The organism is Bacillus sp. EB106-08-02-XG196, from assembly GCF_013396335.1.
Classification (GTDB): Bacteria; Bacillota; Bacilli; order Bacillales; family Cytobacillaceae; genus Neobacillus.
Genome location: NZ_JABWSY010000020.1, coordinates 1 through 21,740 on the forward strand (window position 1 = coordinate 1; position 21,740 = coordinate 21,740).

Sequence of the window (21,740 nt, forward strand, 5' to 3'; positions counted from 1 at the left end):
ATTATATCAAATTAACGCGGTGAATCATTAAAGTTTATGAAAAAATAAAAGGCTGTCGAGAGTTTCTCGACAGCCTGTGAAGCGTTATTATAACGCTTCTTTTTTCTTTACTTGGAGGGAATACACAGTTAGGAGTAATGCGTAAGACTTAAGACGTAGAAAAAAATCAGTCTCCTCAAAGCAAAGCAAATATGGGATATTTAGGTAGGAATTTTGAAGATTTTAAAAAGGCGGTGTTGATCAAATTCATTTCAATTTTATTAAGAGTTTGTTAATCTCTTGCTACTTTATGGTAAATATTAGCTAAGCATTTCAGAATTTGTGTTAGGATTCAACTTGGAACTTTATATCTATGTTAAAGGAGAGATGTACCTATGTCAGTTTTCACAAAATGGGCTTTTCGGAACAAAGCCGCCGTCTCATTGATGACGATATTAGTATTAATTATCGGGGTCGTTAGTTATTTTAGATTACCGATGGAGTTCTTGCCTTCTGCAGACAATCCGCAGGTAACCATTATCACAATGGGCCAAGGAACCGATTCAAAAACAATGGAAAGTGATGTCACTTCTCCAATTGAACGGGCTGTTACCGGTATTAAAGGAAAAAATTCTATTTATTCCACAACGGGAGACGGTTTTTCAAAAGTAGATTTATTTTTTGAAGCAGGCTCCGACATGAAACAGGCAAAATTAGATGTTCAAGATGCTTTATCAAATGTGGCATTACCAGCTTACATATCAAAGCCAATTATTTCGCAGCTAAATACCTCCATGATTCCTATCTCCAACATCGCTGTAACCTTTAAAGATGGCCTCACGACCGAAAACCTGGAATTAGTAAAAGAAAAAATGGAACCGATGTACAAAGATATTGACGGTGTTGCCCAAGTTCAAATCTATGGTTTGGTTGATCCCGTTATCTCCGTAAAGATTGACAATCAAAAGTTAGCACAACACCAGATATCCCTTCAGAGTGTGCTGGGAATTCTTCAAGGGCAAAACACCGCGCTTGCAATCGGTGAAAAGAATATTGACGGAAAAACAAGCAATATTAAGGTGATTGGCGACCTATCAAGTCTCGAAAAACTAAAAAACCTGCCAGTTGCACCAAATGTAAACCTCGGGGATATCTCATCGATTGAGGAAGCAAATCAGTCCAATTTTCTTAACCGTTTTGACGGCAGCGAAGCATTAAGCATCAGTATTACGAAGGACAGCCATTCAAATGCTGTGACCATTAGTAAAGAAATCGAAAAAGTAACAAAGGAAATTAACAAAAAATACGATACACAAGAATCTACGATTTATGTCGCCTCAGCTGATATGGTTGAAACATCGGTGCAAACGATGATGAAAGAAGTTCTTCTTGGTGCGTTATTTGCAACGATTGTCATTATGATCTTTTTACGTAATATCCGAACAACGTTTATTACGATTGTTTCCATTCCGCTCTCACTTTGTTTTACCTTGTTCTTACTCGATCGTTCCGGGGTAACGTTAAACATTTTAACTCTCGGTGGTGTTGCCGTTGCCGTTGGGCGACTTGTTGACGACAGCATCGTTGTCATTGAAAATATTTACCGAAAAATGCAAACAGAGAAATTCTCGGTTCAAATGGTGATTGATGCCACGAAACAAGTTGGTGTTGCGATTACAGCCTCCACGCTAACAACTGTCGCGGTCTTCCTGCCAATGAGTTTATTAAACGGCGGGCTTCAGGAATTCCTTTTACCATTTGCCTTAACGGTTACCTATTCCCTACTGGCCTCCCTTTTGGTTGCCTTAACATTGGTACCGTTAATGAGTGCTGGTTTATTGAAAAACACGAAACTACCGGAACATAAACCTTCCGTACGTTTTCCAAAAGCCGTTCAATGGTCTTTAAATCATAAATGGATCATATTTACCATTTCAATCCTTTTATTTGCCGGATCGATTGGAGCTTATTTTGTTGTACCGAAGGGTGCCGTTGACAATTCTTCTGCCGACTTTATCACAGCCACCTTGAAATACCCGAATGAAACGCCTTTTGAAACGGTAAAAGAAAAGGCAATTGAACTTGAAAACTCGATAACTGACATGGATGAGGTTGAATATGTTTTTAACCAAGTCGGTTCTTCAGCCGATTCTGCTCAATTTGGACAAATCGGTTCAGCTACCGAAGCGGTAATCAGTATACTATTAAAAGATAAAGACGATACGGATAAGGTTTTAAAAGAAATAGAAAAGAAAAAGGACGACTATAATGACGCTGTATTAGAAGTCGCCACGGCTTCTTTCATGATGGGTGGAGCTGGCACCTCGATTACCATCGATGTGATTGGTGAGGATATCGATCAACTGGAAACAACAGCAAACAATATTAAAGAAACCATTTCTGATATTGACGGTGTTGAAAAAGTAACAACAAATCAAGACGAAAAGAAAACTGTCTACTCTCTAGTTGTTGATCCCGCAAAAGGCAACACACAGCAGATTGCCCAGCAGCTTGGTGTCATGTTAAATCAAACACCACTTGGAACAATTACGGTAAATGAAAAACAAACAACCGTTGTTCTTGAGCCTTTACAAAATACGGAAACAGAAGACGACTTGAAAAATATATCGATAATGACCGAAAGTGGAATGGTACCCGTTTCTGAGGTTGCAAGCTTAAAAGTGGCTGAGAGTTCAACCAGCCAATTCCATAAAGACGGAGAAACCTACCTTCGTGTCATAGCAACCGTCGATCCTGCTAAACTCTCTGATATTTCGACCAAGATAAACCTCGAACTATTCGGTGACCAAAAAGACAATAAAGGAATGGACCTTCCCGAAGACGTAGAAGTTCTTGTTGGAGGTGCAAGTGCCCAGCAAATGGAGGATTTTACCGATCTTTTCTTAACAATGCTTGTTTCCATCGGAATTGTGTTCTTGATTATGGTCATTACGTTTAAGTCAATCAAAGCACCAATCGCGATATTAACCTCCCTGCCGCTTGCGGCCATCGGTGCGATTTTAGGAATCTTAATCAGCCGGATTTCCGTTGATATCACCGCTCTGCTTGGAGCGCTTATGCTGATTGGAATTGTCGTAACCAATGCGATTGTTCTGATTGACCGTGTCAGACAAAATGAAGAAAAAATGACGATTCGCGAAGCAATAATTGAAGCGACAGCTACCAGAATGAGGCCGATTATGATGACAGCCATCGCAACGATCTGTGCGATGATTCCACTCTTGTTTAAAGCGTCTCAGAGCGGAAGCTTGGTTTCGCAAAGCTTGGCTGTAGTCGTGATTGGCGGTCTTGCTCTCGCTACCCTCTTAACCTTGATCGTCATCCCATGTGTCTATGAATTATTGTATTTTAGAAAATCAAAGAAACAAAGAATAGTGGGATCAACAGATCAATCGATTCAAATGTAAAATATAGTTTACACTACATTAGCCGAAAACCTGCAAAAGATAAACTTGCAGGTTTTCGGCTTTTTTTATAGCCAATATGGGAGTTTTAGTAAAAAATACTGGTCTACTAAAAATGGCTCTGTTAAAACTGAATGTTGATTGCACTGTGTTTAGAAAATAAGCGGAGAATTTCCGTTTAAATTGGAAAATAGCCATTTTACCTTATTCTCAACCCTGCACGAAAATCAACAAGGAATAATAATAGAGCCAAAATAGAAGCAGGAGAATCCTCTGCTTCCTAGCCTAACATGCTAACAAGCGTGTTGATCTCTTCTGCGCCATCTTTTAAAAGCGGCAGAAAGAGGTCATTAATTTTTTCTTCTGTGGTTCTTTTAGAGTTCGTTGAAATGTTGATGGCAGCGACCGTTTCACCTTTTTTATTAAAAATAGGGAGAGCAATCGACCTTAAACCCACTTCTAATTCATCGTTCCCTTCGGCATAGCCCTTTTTACGGCATGCTTGCAGACAAGTTTCGAGTAGACCAAACTCAGTAATCGTATGCTCTGTATAAGCTTCTATTGATGCTTGCTCCCAAATCGCTTTTCGCTCCTCCAACGGAAGCCAAGCAACAAGGGCTTTCCCCAAGGATGTCGCATAATAGGGCAGCCTCGACCCTACCCTTAAATTGGTTCCGATTATTCTTTTCGCAGCATTCACCCTTACTACATAAACAATTTCAGAACCATCCAATACGGCAAGATTGGTCGATTCCTTGATGGCTGTGGAGATTCTTTCAAGAATTGGATGGGCTATATCAGGCAAATTAAGTGATTCTAGATAATGTGCAGCGAGATTCAATACTTTAGGGTTTAGTTTGAACTTATTGTCCTCTGTTACGGTTAGATAACCCATATCGGCTAGAGTAAGTGCAAACCTTCTAACCGTTGCCTTATTTATTCCTGTTTTTCTTTCTAAATCACCCAAAGACATCAAGTTGGAATTGGAGTCAAATGCCGTTAAAACGGCAAGCCCTTTTGCAACTGAATGGACGAAATAATTGGCCTCTGTTTTCTCGTACAACTTTTCCACTCTCCTTTTTCCTATTAAACAATAACGCATTACATCAGACAATCTTATTGCCTATTTTCAGAAAATTCATTATAATAAAGGTATATTACACTATTCGTATTTGTGTACGAATAGTGTAACAGATAAACATACAAAACTCAACCATCACAAAAACATAACAATGATTATAAAGGAGGATAAAAATGAATAAGATTGTAACAATTCAGGATGCAATCTCGAATATTAAGGATGGCCATACCGTCGCCGTCGGCGGATTTGGTCTTGTTGGCTGTCCGTTGAAATTAGTCGATGCACTTGGTGACCTTCCTGTATATGGTTTAACTTTGATTAGTAATAATCTTGGAGAGCCTGGTGGAAAAGGCCTTGGCAGGATATTGCTGCAAGACAAAATCACCAAAGCGATCGGTTCTTTCTTTACTAGCAATATAGATGCCGTACGTTATGTCAATGAAGGCAAACTGGAAGTGGAGCTTGTTCCTCAAGGGACACTTGCTGAACGACTCCGTGCTGGTGGTGCAGGTATTGGTGGATTCTATACAAAAACATCGGCTGGCACACTCCTAGCTGAAAATAAAGAATCACGCATGATGAATGGCGAAGAGTATGTTCTTGAACTTCCACTTTGCCCAGATGTTGCCCTTATTAAGGCAAAGAAAGCAGACCGCTATGGCAACCTTGTTTTTTCAAAAACTGCCCGTAATTTCAATCCGGATATGGCAAAGGCTGCGAGAATCACGATTGTTGAAGCTGAGGAAATTGTCGAAATTGGAGATCTAAATCCAGAGGAAATTGTCGTCCCTCATTTATTTGTCAACTATATTGTGAAGGGAGAAAACTCGAATGAATAGTAAACAAAAAATGGCGATTCGAGCGGCCAAGGAAATCAGCAATGGCAATATTGTCAATTTAGGAATTGGGATCCCTACCCTCGTCGCTGATTTTTTACCAAAGGAAAAGAATGTCTACTTGCATACGGAAAATGGGCTGCTTGGAGTAGGTCCTACCCCGTCGAAAGAAGAGCTTGATCCGGAAATCATTAATGCTGGTAAATTACCCGTGACAGCGCAAATAGGTGCCTCCTACTTTTCCTCCTCCGAGTCATTTGCAATGATCCGTGGCGGCCATGTGGATGTCGCCATCCTCGGTGCTTTACAGGTTGCCGAAAATGGGGATATCGCCAATTGGGCTGTTCCTGGGAAAGATATTCTTGGCGTCGGCGGAGCGATGGATCTAGTTGCAGGGGCAAAAAAAGTGATTGTGACGACCCAGCATTGTGCGAAAAACGGTGAACCAAAAATTCTTCAAAGATGTACGTATCCCATTACAGCCAAAAACGTAGTTAGACTTTTAATTACTGAACTTGCTGTGTTTCGCTTTGAGAATGGAAAAATGATCTTAGAGGAAATATCAGAAGAAATCACGGAACAAGAACTAAAAGAAATCACACCTGCAGAATATATTGTTTCAGCGAATCTATCAAAATATCATGTTTAGCAGAAAGGAGAATTATGATGGCTAATGAATATGTAGTGGTTGAAGCGAAACGAACAGCTGTTGGAAAAATTGGAGGAAGCTTAAAATCCGTGAATTCAGGGGATTTGGCGGCGGCAGTCATCAAGGATGTACTTGCTGTTACTGGTCTCGGTGCGGATTCTGTCAATGAAGTGATATTGGGAGAAGTGAGACAATCAACCGAATCATCCAATGTGGCTCGTGTGGCTAGTCTTCGTGCCGGTATCCCTATTTCAGCGAGTGCACAAACGGTAAACCGCCTTTGTGCTTCTGGGATTCAAGCCGTTGTTTCTGGAGTTCAGCATCTTGCCTTCCACCCAGATGAGGTGGTGATTGCCGGGGGTACGGAAAACATGAGCAGGGCGCCAATCTATCTTCGCAATGCCCGATATGGCGAAGGAAACCCCTATACCGTTGACTCTAATCTTGAGAACGGCCAGCAGCCGATTGATCTGTACGGAAAAGATTTGGGAATGGGTGTTACAGCTGAAAACGTTGCAGAAAAGTATGGAATTAACCGTGAGGACCAGGATAGCTTTGCACTAGAAAGCCAGAAGCGGGCAAAACAAGCGTGGGATAATGGGAAATTCGACTCCCAGATTGTCCCGATTGAAGTGAAAACCAAAAGGGAAACGTTCCAATTTGCGAAAGACGAACATATGCGGGAAACCACTTTAGAACAACTTGCCGGTTTAAAACCTGTATTCAAGAAAGATGGAACAGTCACCGCGGGGAATGCCTGCGGTCGGAACGATGGCGCGAGTGCTCTCCTATTAATGACAAAAGAAAAGGCCCATTCACTTGGCTTGAAACCACTTGCAATTGTGAAAAATTGGGCCGTTGCTGGTGTAGACCCACGGTATATGGGCATAGGTCCCGTTCCAGCTGTCAACAAGTTATTGGAGAAAACGGGTCTAGGTCTAAAGGATATTGGTCTTTTTGAATTAAACGAAGCGTTTGCTTCGCAATCACTGGCAGTGATTCGGGAACTTCATTTGGATATTGAAAAAGTTAATGTAAATGGTGGCGCGATTGCACTCGGACATCCACTTGGGGCAACTGGTGCCGTCATCATAACGAAGCTTATCCATGAAATGATCCATCGCCAAACCCAATTTGGAATAGCAACCCTTTGTATTGGCGGCGGTCAGGGAATGGCGATTTTATTGGAATCCCTTTAGATGATGTTAAGGAATTTTCGTTTTTAGTAATCTGTACACGAAGGGGCGGATCAAAGTTAAATTCTAACTTTGATCCGCCCCTTTAAGGTATGAACCCTTGATTTAATTACATTTTTACCTACAAAAATGAACTGAAATTACTAATCTCATCTATTTTAAAACTCTTACTTCACCGTCATCTGTTCAGACACAGGTCGCTTTCCGTGGAAAGCAGATTCAAGCAGGTTACGTATTGATTCCCTGTTTATTGGACGCGGATTGTAATATGGATTTTTCGTTGCTAACTCGGCTGCTCTATCTAAATCACCTTCATTCAGCCCGATACGCTTTAATGAAACGGGCACACCTAATGATTGAATCAGATCGAATAAAGAACCTGCTACATCCTGTGGATCAGACCCAATTGCTCGTGATATTGCTTGAATCGCTTCTGGTGCATGATCAGCATTATAAGCAATGACATAAGGCAGAACCACCGTATGTGTCTCCGCATGTGGAAGATTAAACGTTCCCCCAATTGTATGACAAAGCTTATGATGCAGCGCCATCCCAACAGTTCCTAGTACGGTGCCACCTAACCATGTTCCATAAAGTGCATCAGATCTGGCCTCCATATCGAGCGGGTTTTCAATGATTTTAGGCAAACTCTTTCTTAACGCTCGGATGCCATCCTCAGCCATAAGCGAAGTTATTGGATTGGCACTCTCAGAGTATAACGCTTCTACACAGTGGGCAATCGCATTGACACCGCTTGTCACAGACAGTGCTGCAGGCAAGCTAGTGGTAAGAGCTGGATCATAAAGCACAGTCTTTGGCTTAACAATCAGATTTTTCCCGGTTTTCTTCACACCTTTTTCCGTAATCCCCCAAATCGGAGTCATTTCTGATCCGGCATAAGTAGTTGGAATGGCTATGATCGGAAGTTGAGTTTCAAGTACATTTGCCTTCGCTAATCCCATGGACGACCCTCCACCAACAGCAATCAGTCCATCAATTTTATTCTCGTTAACATAGTCCACTGACGCTGTAACACTTTCGATTGGAACATGTTGAACGGCTTTTGCATACACCCCATGACTGAGTTCGCCTAGATTTCCGGCTAATTCTCTCCCAATTGACACTTCATGTTCACCAGGGGTAGAGATAATAAGAACATTTTTCAGCCCTAAATTTTCTACTTCTTCGCGAATATTTTCAATTACCCCTTCCCCAAACACAACCCGAGTAGGTAATGACTCATATAAGAAACTTTTCATTGTTGTATCCTCCCTAAAACTATCATTTATTAATAATAAGAAAAATAAGAAGCGAACAACTTATTTAGGTTATTCGCTTCTATTAATAAGATAAACATCACTCTTCTTTTGGTATGAATCGGATTCTATACGATGCATCTATGAGGGAACGGCGGTACATTTCCCTGCCATTAGATCTGTCACTCTTTGAATAAAGAAATCAAATACCTTCTGTCCTAAGTGACCAAGCAATTCAGGATGCCATTGGATTCCAAAGGCCAACCATTCGGTATCAGATTGTGCCGCTTCAATCATTCCATCCGAACTCCAGCCAATCGCTTTGAATCCTTTCCCCACTGTTGCAACACATTGGTGATGAAGTGAATTCACCATTAGTTTATCCGTTCGATAGATTTCATCTAATAGACTTCCTCTTTCTAAGACAACCGGATGCTCTAAGTGGGTATGAGGTGGTTCTTTTCCCATTCGCGGATGATTCGGATACCTATCATAAATGTCCTGCATCAATTTACCGCCAAATGAGACCTGTAAGATCTGGTGACCTCTGCAAACTCCCAATATCGGAATATACCTTTTGGCAGCCTCGCGAATGAGTTCAATTTCAAATTGATCCGCAATATTTTGAATCCCCAATGATTGTCCAGTGTTTTCCTCTCCATAAAAAACAGGATTTACATCTCCTCCTCCTGTCACAATTATGCCATCTACAAAATCCAAATATTGGACCAGGTCGGTGATTGGAGCGTGAGGCAAAAGGACAGGTACTCCCCCCGCCTCAGTTACAGCTCGGTGATATTGCACATGCAAGGTATAAAGGTCATTTTCCCCTGTAAAATTTGGTATCTCACGTCTCCAAGTCGTAATCCCAATTACAGGTTTTTTAAAAGTCTTTGGCATGACATATTTCTCCCATCATTTCAATATTAGGAGGTTAAAGCTACTTATCCTACCTGTTATGACGCCTTAAGATTTCCGTACTCCATGGCCTCCAAACATCAAGGTTTGAGAGGGATTCCATGATTTCATCATAATCTTCACGATCAATGGAGAGCCAGTCGTGACTTGGGACTTCTTCATAGATGCTGAAATCCATTGTTTTAGCAGTACGAACGGTCTCAGCAAACTGTCGATATTTTTCAATCGTTTCATTTAATCTAGTAATTTCTGAAACTAATTCTAGTCGTTCTTTTTCCCATTGCTGCTGTTGATCAACCACTACCGCTCCTCCTTTATTAATAGATTTCAAAATATTCTCGATGCTCCCACTCTGTCACGGTATACTGGTCCTCTTCAATCTGATGGTCCTTTAAGAACTGTTTATATCGGTTTAATTCACTCATTTTCAAACTCACTAAGTAGTCAATAAACAATGCACCCATTTTCTCCTTAAAAAATGAATCATTTTTCAAGACATCTATCGCTTCTTCCAGACTCTTTGGAAGAGCTTCTTTCTCGTCACTGTATCCTTCCGTACTAGGATTGCCTGGATCGATATTATTTTGGATGCCATCTAATCCAGCATAAATTTGAGAGGCCAAATATAAATATGGATTTGCTGCAGGTTCCCCGACCCGGTTCTCAAATCGAGCGTTTTTAGGGTCTTCCATCACACGAATCATGGTTCCTCGATTATCCAAGCCCCATCCGGCACGATCTGGTGCAAGGGAATTTTCCCTAAAGCGCTTATACCCATTCACTGTAGGAGTAGTAAACGCAGTGGCAGCACGTGCATGTTTTATTATTCCGCCAATAAATTGTCTGCCTATGTCTGAAATCGGTTCATTCACTGATGTTGGAACAAAAGCGTTTTGTCCTGTACGGAGATCCACTAATGATTGATGCATATGCCATCCATTTGCAGCCATCCCTTGGAAAACAGGTCTACACATAAAGGTGGCAATATACCCATGTCTGCGGCAAATTTGTTTGACTGCCGTCCGTAAAAGCATCATCGCATCGGCCGCTTGAATTCCATCCATTGGAGCAAACGTAAATTCAAGTTGGCTAGGACCGAATTCGTCTTCAATGGTTCGAAGCGGTAAGCCTAAATTGGTAATATGACTTATTAACACTTGGAGAATTTCATCAATTTCATCATTATGTGATTCTAGCTGATATTGATACCCTCTCGAAACCGGACGTACCGTTGGAGGGATGGTTGGAGAACCAGGAGCACCTAAGTTATCCATCGTTAAATTCGTATCCTCGATTTTTGTGAGCACAAATTCCACTTCAAGACCGACCTTCATTTCATACCCTTGATTCCTTAGGTCTGCAAGCGCTTGTTTACAAATTTGTCTTGTGTCATACATGAGCGGCTGACCACTTTTTAAATACGCATCACATAAAATCCACCCCGTGTTTGGCGCCCATGGCAGGATTCGGAATGTCAACGGATCGGGAACCAGTGTATAGTTCGGACACCCGGTCATTTCTTCTAATCCCACACCGCCTCCCCATTCAAAAGGATTATAGACAGGCAAATTAGCCGTATCAAAAAAGAGCGGACCCATGTTAAAATCCATTCCATTTTTTAAGATACTGTCAAAATTATTTGCTGTAATGGTTTTCGCACGGGAAATCCCATGCTGATCAGCCCAAGCAATCCGAATCAACTGCAACTTATTTTCTTCCACTATTTGCTTCACACGGACAACTGCTTCCTTTTGTTCTTCATTCCAATTTGGATGCTCCAACAATGCGATTTGTTCACTCATACACTCATCCCCTTTACCCTAATCTCCTATTTATAAAAGCAGCGTTAAATTTTCATGTGCCTGATCTGAATCCAACAAGTTGTTTTGCTTTACTTGTATCTTCCAGTCGTCCTTTTCTTTTGTTAAAAGATATCCATACCAGCCAGAAAGAAGTTTCATCCTGCCTGCACGAAGCTCAGGCAGCAGAAAATTACATCGTGCTCTGTATAGATTTTCTTCATTTTCCTTCCATACTTCGACATTACTAATCACTCGAATCGTCCGGGAAGCTGGAACTTGGGACCATGCATAACCGGTTCTCAAGCGATAGATTCTATCTTCCAATCTTCTGCGATCATCAAAGGAAATCGTCACTTCTTTTGAAGGGTCGCCTCCACCAGGTGTGACCGGCGTCCAATATAGGCAATCCTTCGTAAATAGCTGCAGCCACTCTTCCATCTTGGCTTCATCTAATAGACGCGCTTCTCGGTACAAGAACTGTTCCACTTCAATAACAGTAGGGGTATCAGCTTTTGTACCTTCTGCTGTCCAGGCATTTATTTTTTTTGCTAGTTCCTTATAGTAGTCAAGATCCATATAATAGGAATATCTAGAAGTATCCTCTCTTACATGACTATCTATCATTTTCCTCACCCTTTCATCAACAATTTCTGCTTACTTCCCACAAATGGCCGCCAATTCAATACTTGCTTTCATTAAACGCTTCCACTCTTGGAAGTAATTGCGCATTGGTAATTCATCGGTTACCGGGCCTTTTATGACTCCCTGCTCATCCACTATTTGTCGTCCTTCGATACCATACCCACGAGAGGTATCCACCCATTCCACTTCTGGAATTGTCAATCCAAAATGACATTCTTCAAAATTGGTCATATCATCGGGTTCTCCAAATGAAGGGAAATCCTCTTGACTGCGCATACGAAGAATATTGATTTCTTCTGGCAGCCCTTCCACTTGGGTTGAATACCAGGTGAGTTCCGTTCTATCCACATCAATCGGCTGAATCACCTGAATTTGATTTCCTATTAGGAGTAAGTTCGGGAAGATGCAGAGATTCATTTGGCCGCCAATCGCTTGATCCAATAGACGGTCAGCTTCCTCTCCATATTTCGCACGGACGGCCTCTTCCATTGCTTCTCTTCCAGGCTGTGGTCGCTGCTGTTTCCAATAATCTCCTACATTCTTATAATTTGGCCGCTGGTCGACAAAGGTGTGACCATTCCCTAGATATTGAATCGTCATCTCGCTATGGTCAGGGTTTTGGGCAAAGTAGGTCATATCCTTATTTTCACCAAGACGTTGACCAACTGCGAGAAGCGAACGATGTGAAAAGGCTACATGATATCCATCTGCACCATTATCATAAGAAAGTTTCCAATTGCCGTTATAGACCATTCGGTTGGCGTTGCGTAGAACAATATTTTTTCCTTCATAACGGTCCAGCCATTGATCCATTAAGGCTGCAGCTGGCCCTAAGTGGTCCATTAATTCTGGTGCTTCCATGTTTAAAGTTCCAAAGATAAAGCCGCGGTAAGATTCCACACGAATATGAGAAAGATTCAAATTTGAACGGTCCATATCTTTTGCATATCCGCTCGGCCAAGGCATCCCAGCTAATTCTCCTGTGTTTTTAAAAGCCCAGCCGTGGTAAGGACAAGTAAAAACCTTACTATTTCCTTTTTCTTCCCGACAAATCGTTGCCCCGCGGTGTGTACAGCGATTAAACATCGCACTAAAGTGGCCATATTTATCGCGAACAACGATGATTGGTCGTTTACCCATATTGACCGTCTTAAAATCATTATGTTTGGGAATTTCACTTTCATGAGCTAAGTACACCCATGAACCCCCGAAAATTTTGATCATTTCTTGGTCGAAAATTTCTTTTTCTGTATACAGCTTCCGATGTACACGATGCGGTTGAACCATATCATCTAAACTAAGATATTTTTCCATTCCGTTGCCTCCTACATTTTCTACTCTCTTTCACGTTCGGAAAAAACATATTTTTCGCTTATTTATAAACCGAATATTACGAATCTTCTGAAATCTATTTGCCCAAGTCATTCTATTTGTACTCAAAGTTATTCTTCATCTATTAATCTAAAATCATACTGACATCGGTAATATGGCTGGTTGACACCTTTCACTTGGCATTCTTCCATGTCTGTAACTTTTTCTACCTTCATAATTAATTGCTCTTTTACCGCTCCAATCGCATCTGAATCTAACCAAGGAACATCTGGCGGGAACAACTGAGTAGTAAGTGTTTTATATCCCTCTCTCTCAATCTTGAAATGAATGTGTGCAGGTCGCATCGCGTGTCGTCCAACGGCTTTCATCAATTCTCCAACCGGACCTCCTTTGCCAATATCATACCCAGCTGGAACAACTGTTCGGAATTCAAAGCAACCATTGTCATCTGCTAAAATCCTTGCTCTTAAATTGTAATCAACCTGACGTTCATCCTCGTTTTCATAATCACCAAGTGCATTAGCCTGCCAAACATCCAATAATGCATTTGGAATTGGCCTTCCATTGGCAGCAGATACGACTTTCCCATGTACAAACAAAATATCTCCTGGTTCATCAATTTCACATAAACTTCCTGGAGTTGTTTGTAATGGGGCTTCTTCCCGATATAACGGACCTTGCACATTAAAGAGTGTCGCATCCCCAACAATTTCATCACGGTGAGTAATTTCATCTACGACAACCGAAACCCCTAATACGTCTGATAATAAATGAAACTCGCCTTTTTTACCTACTTCATTTAAAAAGGAAATTGCCTTGAGCAGTTCATCTTCATTTATTTCGCATTCATTTACGGCATCTATGATCGCTTTGGTTAATTTATCGATCACTTCTATTAATCTTGTATTTTTAATAACTTCTACGGTACTCTTATTCACTAGTAGTCCCCCTTTGTCGTAATATTCAAAATTCAAAAACAGAAAATCTATTATTTATTGACTAACTATTTGTTTTTCCTCCACTACTATTGATTTCTTGAAATAGCATAGGGTGGTATAAAGCAGAAAAGCAATAATAACTGATACAACAAATGGAATCGGAAACCAGCCTAGCTGATAGACAACCATTCCTATAATAGTACTTAGAACAAGGGTAATTATCCCGGACAAATTAAAAGCAGGTAGTTGCTCTAAATTCTCAATACCCCTTTTTGCTTTTCCCATAACACCACGATAAATATAATAATCAGTTAAAACAATCGTTACCCAAACTCCAAATAGAACACTTCCAAGTGAAAGGAACTCTTCAATATAATGCAGAATATCCCCGAAAATAAAGATTAGTGAAATAATATTTGTAAGGACAACCATAATAGGTCTTCCTGGCTTCCAATTAAAACCACTATCGAATAAATTAACTAATGATAAGGCTCCTTCATACGAGTTCCCTACTTGAACTTTTGCTTGAGAAAGTAAAATGATTAATACACCTATCATTCCCCCTGCAAGGGTAAGAGTAACACCAGGATTCGTTATGGCAAGATTACTTGCAGCAGCTGCATTATAACCTTGTTCAAGATAATAATTATAGGTTGTTTGATAACCAAAGTATGTGATTACTGCTCCAATTAGCGTTGTGATAATAAACATGAACATACCTGCAGAAAGACAAACTTTCGCTACATCTTTAGTAGATCGGGCAAAACGTGTAGAATCCGTACAAACTAGGGCGTTCAATCCTGCCAATGTAATAGTTGCATTTAATGCAATGGCAAAACCACCGCCAAGTGAAACTCCTGGAACCATAATTCCATGGGTAAATACCTCGCCTATCGAACCATTTCCGATAAGTTGATAGATCATATAAATCAAAAATAAGAATAAAAATGGTAGAGTAATCTGTGCAACTCGAGCCACCATCTTCATTCCAAACAATGATAGCAATATCCATATTGACGACATAACTAAATACATAATTATTTTTATTGTTAAATTGGCTTCAATATTAAAATAAAATAATATGGAATTTCCAATAAATACACTTTCCATCCCCAGGAATCCTATTATCATAAATGCCATAATAATTGAACTAATAACAGAGCCTCTTGAACCAAAAGCATAGGCACGAGAAATAACATTACTAGAATAGCCTTCTTTAAAAGCAATTTTGCCTAATAAGAAGGAAAAGAACAAACTAATTAAAAATGCGAGAACTGAAGCAAGCATGCCCATCCAAAACCCAGCCATAAAAGTAATTAGACCGCCAGTCATAATAACTGCAAGGCTAGTTACAATTCCAACTTGAAACGAAGCTAATTCTTTCCATGGTTTCCTCATATCTGCTGGAACAGACTCAAGCGAAAAATCCTCCATCATTGTTGACAATTTACCGGCCATAAAATCACTCCATTAATATAGTCTAGATTTGGAAGAGTTCCTTAGATTGAGCCCGACCCAATTCAAAAATGAATCAGGAAGGGCTGCCATCACTTATATATTAAACTGAGATGCCATAAATCTCTTTTGCTTTTTCAGGGGACAATAGACCATCTAATACTTCCTGTTTAATGAGTTCATGGTTTCTCAGTTTCGGATCACCATATCCCCCTCCTCCTCCACAAACCATTTCAAGGATTGTGCCAGTCGGAACATTTGTTACCAAGTCTTTTGAACCAAGTTCAACTTTCTCTCCATTTAGATAGTGAAGAGTAAGTTTATTATGTGACCCTGCATGTCCTCCAAAAAGTCCATAAGGAATTGGAGCACCCTCGTTTTCAACACCATCGCCGATCGTACCAACAGAATTGTTTTCACCGTCAATTCGGATTCTTACATAGGTCCCATAGCCGCCCCGATATTGACCTGCGCCAGCGGAATCTGGGAGAAATTCATATGTTTCTATGAAGAATGGATCTTTAATTTCCATCATTTCTGGATCCTGTGAACGCATACATCCCGCAGCACCAGCAAAGCCAATCCCGTCAAATCCATCGAAGCCTTTTAATGCACCTTGGCCACCTTTTCCGAGAAATCCAAAATCAAAATAAAAATCATTTTTACGCGGATCCCATCCAGAAAAAACAGGAGTACACAATTTTGCCCAAGAGGCTGTTGCCTGATCAGGAACGGCATCTTTGAACGCGTCCATGATTGCTTCTAGTAGTACATCAGCAAGTTGATTTCCAAATAGGGTTGCTGCAGGAAAATTCGGATTTAAAATGGTCCCTTTTTCAAAAATACAATTTAAGGAACGGAACATGCCTTCATTTTGGGCAATCTCATTACCTGGGTTAATAATCATAAGATAGGCAATAGCACATGCTGCCTTAGCAGATGCTGTGGGCATATTCGTAAAACCAGGGGCTTGTGGTGCTGATCCAGTAAAATCCATGGTTACTTCTTCATCATCAATGGTGACTTTTACCACTACCTTGTATTCTTTATCTTGATTAATCCCGTCAGAGACCATTTTGCTTTCACCATAGAAAGTGCCATTTTTCCACCCTCTAATAATTTCTTTTACATGTTTTTCGGTTGCATCAATAATATAATCCAAATGGGCACGGAAGGATTCTAAACCGTATTTCTCAATCACTTTCACCATTGATCGTTCCCCAATGTTACAAGCACCAATCATGGCTTTAACGTCTTCCTCTACAACTTTTAATCGGACATTGGAAAACAACATTTTCCATACATCTGGGATAATCTCTCCACGCTCCACTATTTTTAAACCTGGTATTCGAATGGCTTCTTGCCACACTTCCGTATGCTTAGGGTTGTAGCCGCCAAGTGTTGCCCCTCCTAGATCCGACAAATGACCCTTACTAACAGTCCAACCAACTAACTGATCATGATAAAACACTGGCTTATAGATCCCTACATCATGTGTTTGATTTCCACCCTCAAAAACATCATTGTGAACGATAATATCCCCAGGATAAATACGATTTTTAAACGATTCAATTATATAGGGCAATGCAGGTTGGGCACCAAACCCGATAATGGGAATATTTGCACTTTGCTCTACCATTTTCGCCTCATGATCAAATAATGCGGTTACAAAGTCCCCCGCTTCATTAAATACTGGAGACCTTGAAGTCCTTTGGAGAACTTCAGCCATATCATGTGTAATCGCACTTAATCTTCTTTGAATAACTGACGCTCGTATTGGATCTACCACAACTTTTTCTCTTGTCATGCTTTTACACCTCGATTCGCCTCAATAAAACTTTGGACATAATCTTCTCCAAGTTCTTTATCATAAAGAATGGCATTATCATTTTTATCGTAAATAACATTAAAAGAATCGTGAACAATGGTTGTCGTAACTTTTTGTTCAATAATGGCGGGACCAGATACCCGGTTTCCATGGACTAATGTATCGCCATCATAAACGGGTATGGAAATAAATTTCTCCTTCTCTCCCCTATAAATCAACCTATTCCCTTTTAACGCATGTTTTGGAGACTCTCCTGCATATTCTGTTTGTCTTATTTTCGGTTTTAAAGTACGCCCGATTGCCGATACATTTACATTTACAATCATTACAGGCATTTCTGGTGAATTGTATCCAAACAATTGATTATGCAGCTCATGAAAATGATGCTCAATATACTCTTTAGTCAAGAGATGCTTTTCTTTGATTGAAAACGGTACGCTTACTTCATAATATTGTCCGGCATACTTCATGTCTAAATTATATTGAAACTCAATATTATTTTTATGAACTCCTTCGGAACTTAGCGTTTCCATTCCTTTTAATTCCAAGGAATCTAGAATATCAACAAGCTCCCCTTCCTCTAATTCATTAGTTAACCCTTGATAGACTTTAATATAATCATGACGTAAATCTGACATTAACATTCCGGCTGCACAAAAGATGGATGACTCTTTTGGAACCATGACTAGAGTACAATCTAGTTCTTTTGCAATTGCAGTAGCATGAAGTGGACCTGCTCCTCCTGCACAAACTAAAGGAAAATCTCTTGGGTCAAATCCGCGTTTGATGGTAATCTCACGAATTCCATTCGCCATTGAGACATCTACAAGATCTATAATTCCCTTAGCAGCATCTTCGATTGAAATATTTAATTTATCTGCCACATGAGTCTCGATGGCTTCTCTAGCTTTCTCTAAATCTAGTTTCATTTTACCGCCCAGGAAGAAATCAGGGTTTAAGTAGCCAAGAACTAAGTTAGCATCTGTAACGGTTGGCATTTCTCCGCCAAATCCATAACAAGCTGGTCCTGGAAAAGCTCCTGCACTTTTAGGTCCTACATGTAGCAAACCGCCATCATCAACCCACGCTATAGACCCTCCACCTGCACCAATTGTGTGAATATCTACAATAGGTAGACTAATTGGCCATTCTGCTATTTCGCCTTCAGTACGAATTAAAGGCTGACCATCTTTCAATAGAGCGACATCAAAGCTTGTTCCACCCATATCCATAGTAAGAGCATCCTTAATATCATGTGTTTGCAGATACCATCCGCCGGCAACAGGTGCGGATGCCGGACCCGATAATAAGGTGTTCGCTGCTTTTTCAATGGTGGCATTTGGTGTAGCTACCCCACCATTCGACTGCATAATAAGCAGTGTTCCGCCAAACTGTACGACCGCCAATTTTTCAATCAGTTTTTTAAAGTATCCTTGTATAATTGGCCCGATATAGGAATTAAGTACAGTCGTGCTAGAGCGGTCATAGAAACCACCTCTAGGAATAAGTTCACTTGATACAGTAATATAACGTCCAGGTAACCGTTCCTTAATCAACTGTGCTGCTAGTTTTTCGTGTTGGTCATTTGCGTAGGAATGCATGAAACAAATAGCTATTGCCTCAACATTATTTTTTTCAATATAATCTATTGCATTGATTACATCTTTTTCTATTAAAGGTTTAATTGCTTCTCCCTTAACATCTACCCGTTCGTCTATGCCAATCCTTAGATGTCGAGGAACAAAAGGATTGGGCATAACATACTGATTATTATAAGGATCAGGACGAATTCCACGCCTCATTTGCAGAATATCCCTAAACCCATTTGTTGTTAATAATGCTGTTTTTGCCCCTGAATAAGTTAAGGCAGCGTTTGTTCCTACTGTAGTACCGTGTACAATTAGATCTACTTTTTCTATAAATTGATTGAGTGATAGATTATGATCCTCCGCCATCTCACTAAGGCCGTTAAAAAACCCGATAGTTGGATCATTTGGCGTAGAAAGAGTTTTATAAACTTTTGATTCTCCTGTTTCAGTTATAAGTAAGAAGTCGGTAAAAGTTCCGCCTACATCAATTCCGATTCGAAAATTCATTGAATCACTTCCCATCTATAAAGATTACTTCATGGTTTCTATTTGATAAACGTTCTGCTCCGTTTTCTCGGATAATAAAAACATCAGACATATATGCCGACTTTTCACGTCCTGGTTTAATAATTTGTGGGTGGTAACTAATAACCATTCCTTCTTTTAAATATAATAGAGCGTCATCATCTTCGTTTGACACCTCAACCCCAACAAACTTTGTATTCGTCTTTCGTGCAACGAATGGTCGTTCAATCACATCCATTCCAATCCCATGTCCACTTAGATGTCCACATTCATAACCGTATTCATTAGCTATTCTGTCTAGGCCAGCTTGAATATCGGAAAGTCTTATTCCAGGTTTCATATTTTCCTCTGCATATCCAATTCCTTCTGCCACCACAGATGCTAACGCTTCTGTTTCTGCATCTCGTTCACCAAAGCAAAACATTCTTGAGAATTCTACCCAGTGTCCCGTAGGTCCAGTAATTTCAAGGGATACAATTAAGTAATCGTTTTCTTTAATGACCTTATTACGAGGAGGTAAGAAACAAGGTACAACTGCCCCAGGTTGTTCACTTGACAAAGTTAAGAATAAATCATCCTTGGCTCCCATAGCGTGTACTGTTTGATAGGCTGGAGCAACAGCTTCCTCTTCCGTCATTCCTACTTTTATGTTTTTAATAATACTATCGAACCCAGCTTCAATAATTCGATTTGTTTCAATAATCCCTTGGATTTCTTCCTCACTTTTAATGCTTCGAATTACATCAAACTCGACACTAGCATCTTCCCACTCAACTTCTGGTAATTCCTTTTTTAAGTAAAGGTAATCTTCTACCTTCATCGTGCTATTTAAACCAACTGCCCCAACAACTCCATTAGTGATATTATTTTCCTTTAACTTGCGAACCATTTCCATAACTTCATGATCTTCCGGGAAAATCACATCAGGGGATCGTGGATCTGTACCATAATGTAAGCCAGATGGTAGAATTTGATATTGTTTATCCTCAAAGACAACCCCGTAGCCATATCGATGATATAAATGATTGTCAAATAAATAACGAAGTGAACCCTTTTTACCTAAATATGAACTGGCAGCAAAAATCATCGCCTTATATCCTTTGTTCTCCATTAATTCACGTACTTTTGACAATCTTTGTTCTCTTTCTTGTTTTTGCATTGATATGATCATCACTAACTATCCCTCTTTTCTGAAAATTTAATATATTGTAAGATTACCAAATGTTAACCGTTTAGTAAATATTTTGAATTGTATGAAATTATTACGTTTAATATTTAAATAAAGTGCTAAACGTAATAAATTGGCATTGATCCCTCTATTTAACAATCAATTCCATAGTTCACCAACTCAAAATGTTTACATTTACCTTAATTTTTAAAAAAGTAAAAAATATTTACAATTTGCTAAATCCCCAAATTTTGATTAGAATTATAATTGGAGGTGAATATTTTGAATATTAAAAATAAAAAACTATTAACTCTATCTGAACAAATAGTTGAACAAATTAAAGAGTCCATTGTTGAAGGCCATTTAAAAAAAGGGGATAAATTACCATCTGAACAAGATTTAGCTGTCCTTTATCAAGTAAGTCGACCTACTGTTCGGGATGCAATTAAAATTCTTTCTGCCTCAAAACTGATTTATACGAAACCAGGTGCTAAGGGCGGTCATTTTATTACAGATATTTCTGCTCAGTCATTCATTGATGATTTTAGTAATTACATTAATATTTCTTTGGTTTTAGAGGGATTTTCCATCAATGAATTAATAGAATACAGAAGATTATTTGAAGTAACTACATGCGTTCTAGCGGCTAAAAGAAGAACTGAGGATGACTTGATTGAGTTAAAGAAGCTGATCCCTACCCCCGAAGACAACCTGACGAACCAAGAATATTTTGAACGTGATTTTGATTTTCATCGGACTCTGGCTAAATCCACTCATAACTTATTATTTATCATCACAATGGAAGCAATCACAAATGTATTAAAACCTATGTTTCAATTTGTTCATGGTACGCCTGAATTAAGAGAGAAACTAACGAATGAACTATTAAATATTTACAAAGCGGTTGAAAAGGGAGACTACGAATTAGCAGAAGAAGAAATAAATAGGCATCTAAATAGATTTGAACGAGATTTTTCAATAGACGGTCTCCCTTTAGAAAATAGGAAAAAAATAACTCTTTGATGATAGGATTTAAATTCGATTGAAATAATCCACTAAATGTGGATAGCCGCAGGAAAATCTTAGCGTTATCCACATTATCTTTTCAAACTGAAATTGCA

Annotated in this window: 17 protein-coding genes; 5 read left to right on the forward strand and 12 right to left on the reverse strand. The window is 39.7% G+C overall.

Annotated features, from left to right (window positions below; all coding sequences use genetic code 11):
- Positions 1-374 precede the first annotated feature (374 nt).
- Positions 375-3,407 (forward strand): efflux RND transporter permease subunit, encoded by a 3,033-nt coding sequence (locus MLOOGBEN_RS24875; RefSeq protein WP_179160976.1) that lies wholly within the window; start codon positions 375-377, stop codon positions 3,405-3,407.
- Between the two features lie 277 nt (positions 3,408-3,684).
- Here the strand turns inward: MLOOGBEN_RS24875 and MLOOGBEN_RS24880 are convergent, their stop codons facing one another.
- Positions 3,685-4,476: an IclR family transcriptional regulator domain-containing protein gene (locus MLOOGBEN_RS24880; RefSeq protein WP_179160977.1), complete on the reverse strand. Its 792-nt coding sequence runs from the start codon at positions 4,474-4,476 to the stop codon at positions 3,685-3,687.
- Positions 4,477-4,658: 182 nt separating this feature from the next.
- Here MLOOGBEN_RS24880 and MLOOGBEN_RS24885 point away from each other — a divergent pair, with 182 nt between their 5' ends.
- From MLOOGBEN_RS24885 to MLOOGBEN_RS24895, 3 genes are read left to right on the forward strand one after another with little or no spacing between them, the layout of a single operon-like run.
- Positions 4,659-5,324, forward strand: a complete 666-nt coding sequence (locus MLOOGBEN_RS24885; protein ID WP_179160978.1) for a CoA transferase subunit A — start codon at positions 4,659-4,661, stop codon at positions 5,322-5,324.
- Entirely contained in the window at positions 5,317-5,970 is a 654-nt protein-coding gene (locus tag MLOOGBEN_RS24890) for a 3-oxoacid CoA-transferase subunit B (RefSeq protein ID WP_179160979.1), read from the forward strand. Before MLOOGBEN_RS24885 ends, MLOOGBEN_RS24890 begins: the two co-directional genes overlap by 8 nt.
- A gap of 17 nt (positions 5,971-5,987) precedes the next feature.
- Positions 5,988-7,169, forward strand: a complete 1,182-nt coding sequence (locus MLOOGBEN_RS24895; protein WP_179160980.1) for a thiolase family protein — start codon at positions 5,988-5,990, stop codon at positions 7,167-7,169.
- 164 nt (positions 7,170-7,333) lie between these two features.
- Here MLOOGBEN_RS24895 and MLOOGBEN_RS24900 read toward each other — a convergent pair whose 3' ends face one another.
- The 11 genes from MLOOGBEN_RS24900 to MLOOGBEN_RS24950 all read right to left on the reverse strand — a co-directional run bounded on the left by MLOOGBEN_RS24900 (position 7,334) and on the right by MLOOGBEN_RS24950 (position 20,610).
- Positions 7,334-8,425 (reverse strand): maleylacetate reductase, encoded by a 1,092-nt coding sequence (locus MLOOGBEN_RS24900; protein ID WP_179160981.1) that lies wholly within the window; start codon positions 8,423-8,425, stop codon positions 7,334-7,336.
- 138 nt (positions 8,426-8,563) lie between these two features.
- Complete coding sequence (locus tag MLOOGBEN_RS24905) at positions 8,564-9,322, reverse strand: gamma-glutamyl-gamma-aminobutyrate hydrolase family protein (protein WP_179160982.1); 759 nt, start codon at positions 9,320-9,322, stop codon at positions 8,564-8,566.
- Positions 9,323-9,371: 49 nt separating this feature from the next.
- Entirely contained in the window at positions 9,372-9,641 is a 270-nt protein-coding gene (locus MLOOGBEN_RS24910) for a hypothetical protein (RefSeq protein WP_179160983.1), read from the reverse strand.
- Positions 9,642-9,657: 16 nt separating this feature from the next.
- Positions 9,658-11,142: a glutamine synthetase family protein gene (locus MLOOGBEN_RS24915; RefSeq protein ID WP_179160984.1), complete on the reverse strand. Its 1,485-nt coding sequence runs from the start codon at positions 11,140-11,142 to the stop codon at positions 9,658-9,660.
- Between the two features lie 30 nt (positions 11,143-11,172).
- Positions 11,173-11,766 (reverse strand): aromatic-ring-hydroxylating dioxygenase subunit beta, encoded by a 594-nt coding sequence (locus MLOOGBEN_RS24920; RefSeq protein ID WP_179160985.1) that lies wholly within the window; start codon positions 11,764-11,766, stop codon positions 11,173-11,175.
- Between the two features lie 30 nt (positions 11,767-11,796).
- Positions 11,797-13,098 (reverse strand): aromatic ring-hydroxylating oxygenase subunit alpha, encoded by a 1,302-nt coding sequence (locus MLOOGBEN_RS24925; RefSeq protein ID WP_179160986.1) that lies wholly within the window; start codon positions 13,096-13,098, stop codon positions 11,797-11,799.
- Between the two features lie 128 nt (positions 13,099-13,226).
- Positions 13,227-14,054: a dioxygenase family protein gene (locus tag MLOOGBEN_RS24930; protein ID WP_179160987.1), complete on the reverse strand. Its 828-nt coding sequence runs from the start codon at positions 14,052-14,054 to the stop codon at positions 13,227-13,229.
- Between the two features lie 54 nt (positions 14,055-14,108).
- Entirely contained in the window at positions 14,109-15,512 is a 1,404-nt protein-coding gene (locus MLOOGBEN_RS24935) for a purine-cytosine permease family protein (RefSeq protein WP_179160988.1), read from the reverse strand.
- A 100-nt stretch (positions 15,513-15,612) separates the two neighbouring features.
- The gene (locus tag MLOOGBEN_RS24940; RefSeq protein WP_179160989.1) at positions 15,613-17,316 is read right to left on the reverse strand and encodes a hydantoinase B/oxoprolinase family protein; all 1,704 of its coding nucleotides are present in this window, start codon (positions 17,314-17,316) and stop codon (positions 15,613-15,615) included.
- Complete coding sequence (locus tag MLOOGBEN_RS24945; RefSeq protein WP_179160990.1) at positions 17,313-19,433, reverse strand: hydantoinase/oxoprolinase family protein; 2,121 nt, start codon at positions 19,431-19,433, stop codon at positions 17,313-17,315. The genes MLOOGBEN_RS24940 and MLOOGBEN_RS24945 overlap by 4 nt, the downstream gene beginning before the upstream one ends.
- A gap of 4 nt (positions 19,434-19,437) precedes the next feature.
- Positions 19,438-20,610, reverse strand: a complete 1,173-nt coding sequence (locus MLOOGBEN_RS24950; protein WP_256989265.1) for a M24 family metallopeptidase — start codon at positions 20,608-20,610, stop codon at positions 19,438-19,440.
- A 282-nt stretch (positions 20,611-20,892) separates the two neighbouring features.
- On the opposite strand from MLOOGBEN_RS24950, the gene MLOOGBEN_RS24955 reads away from it, so the two are divergent.
- Positions 20,893-21,642, forward strand: a complete 750-nt coding sequence (locus MLOOGBEN_RS24955; RefSeq protein WP_368737823.1) for a FadR/GntR family transcriptional regulator — start codon at positions 20,893-20,895, stop codon at positions 21,640-21,642.
- Positions 21,643-21,740: the final 98 nt, after the last annotated feature.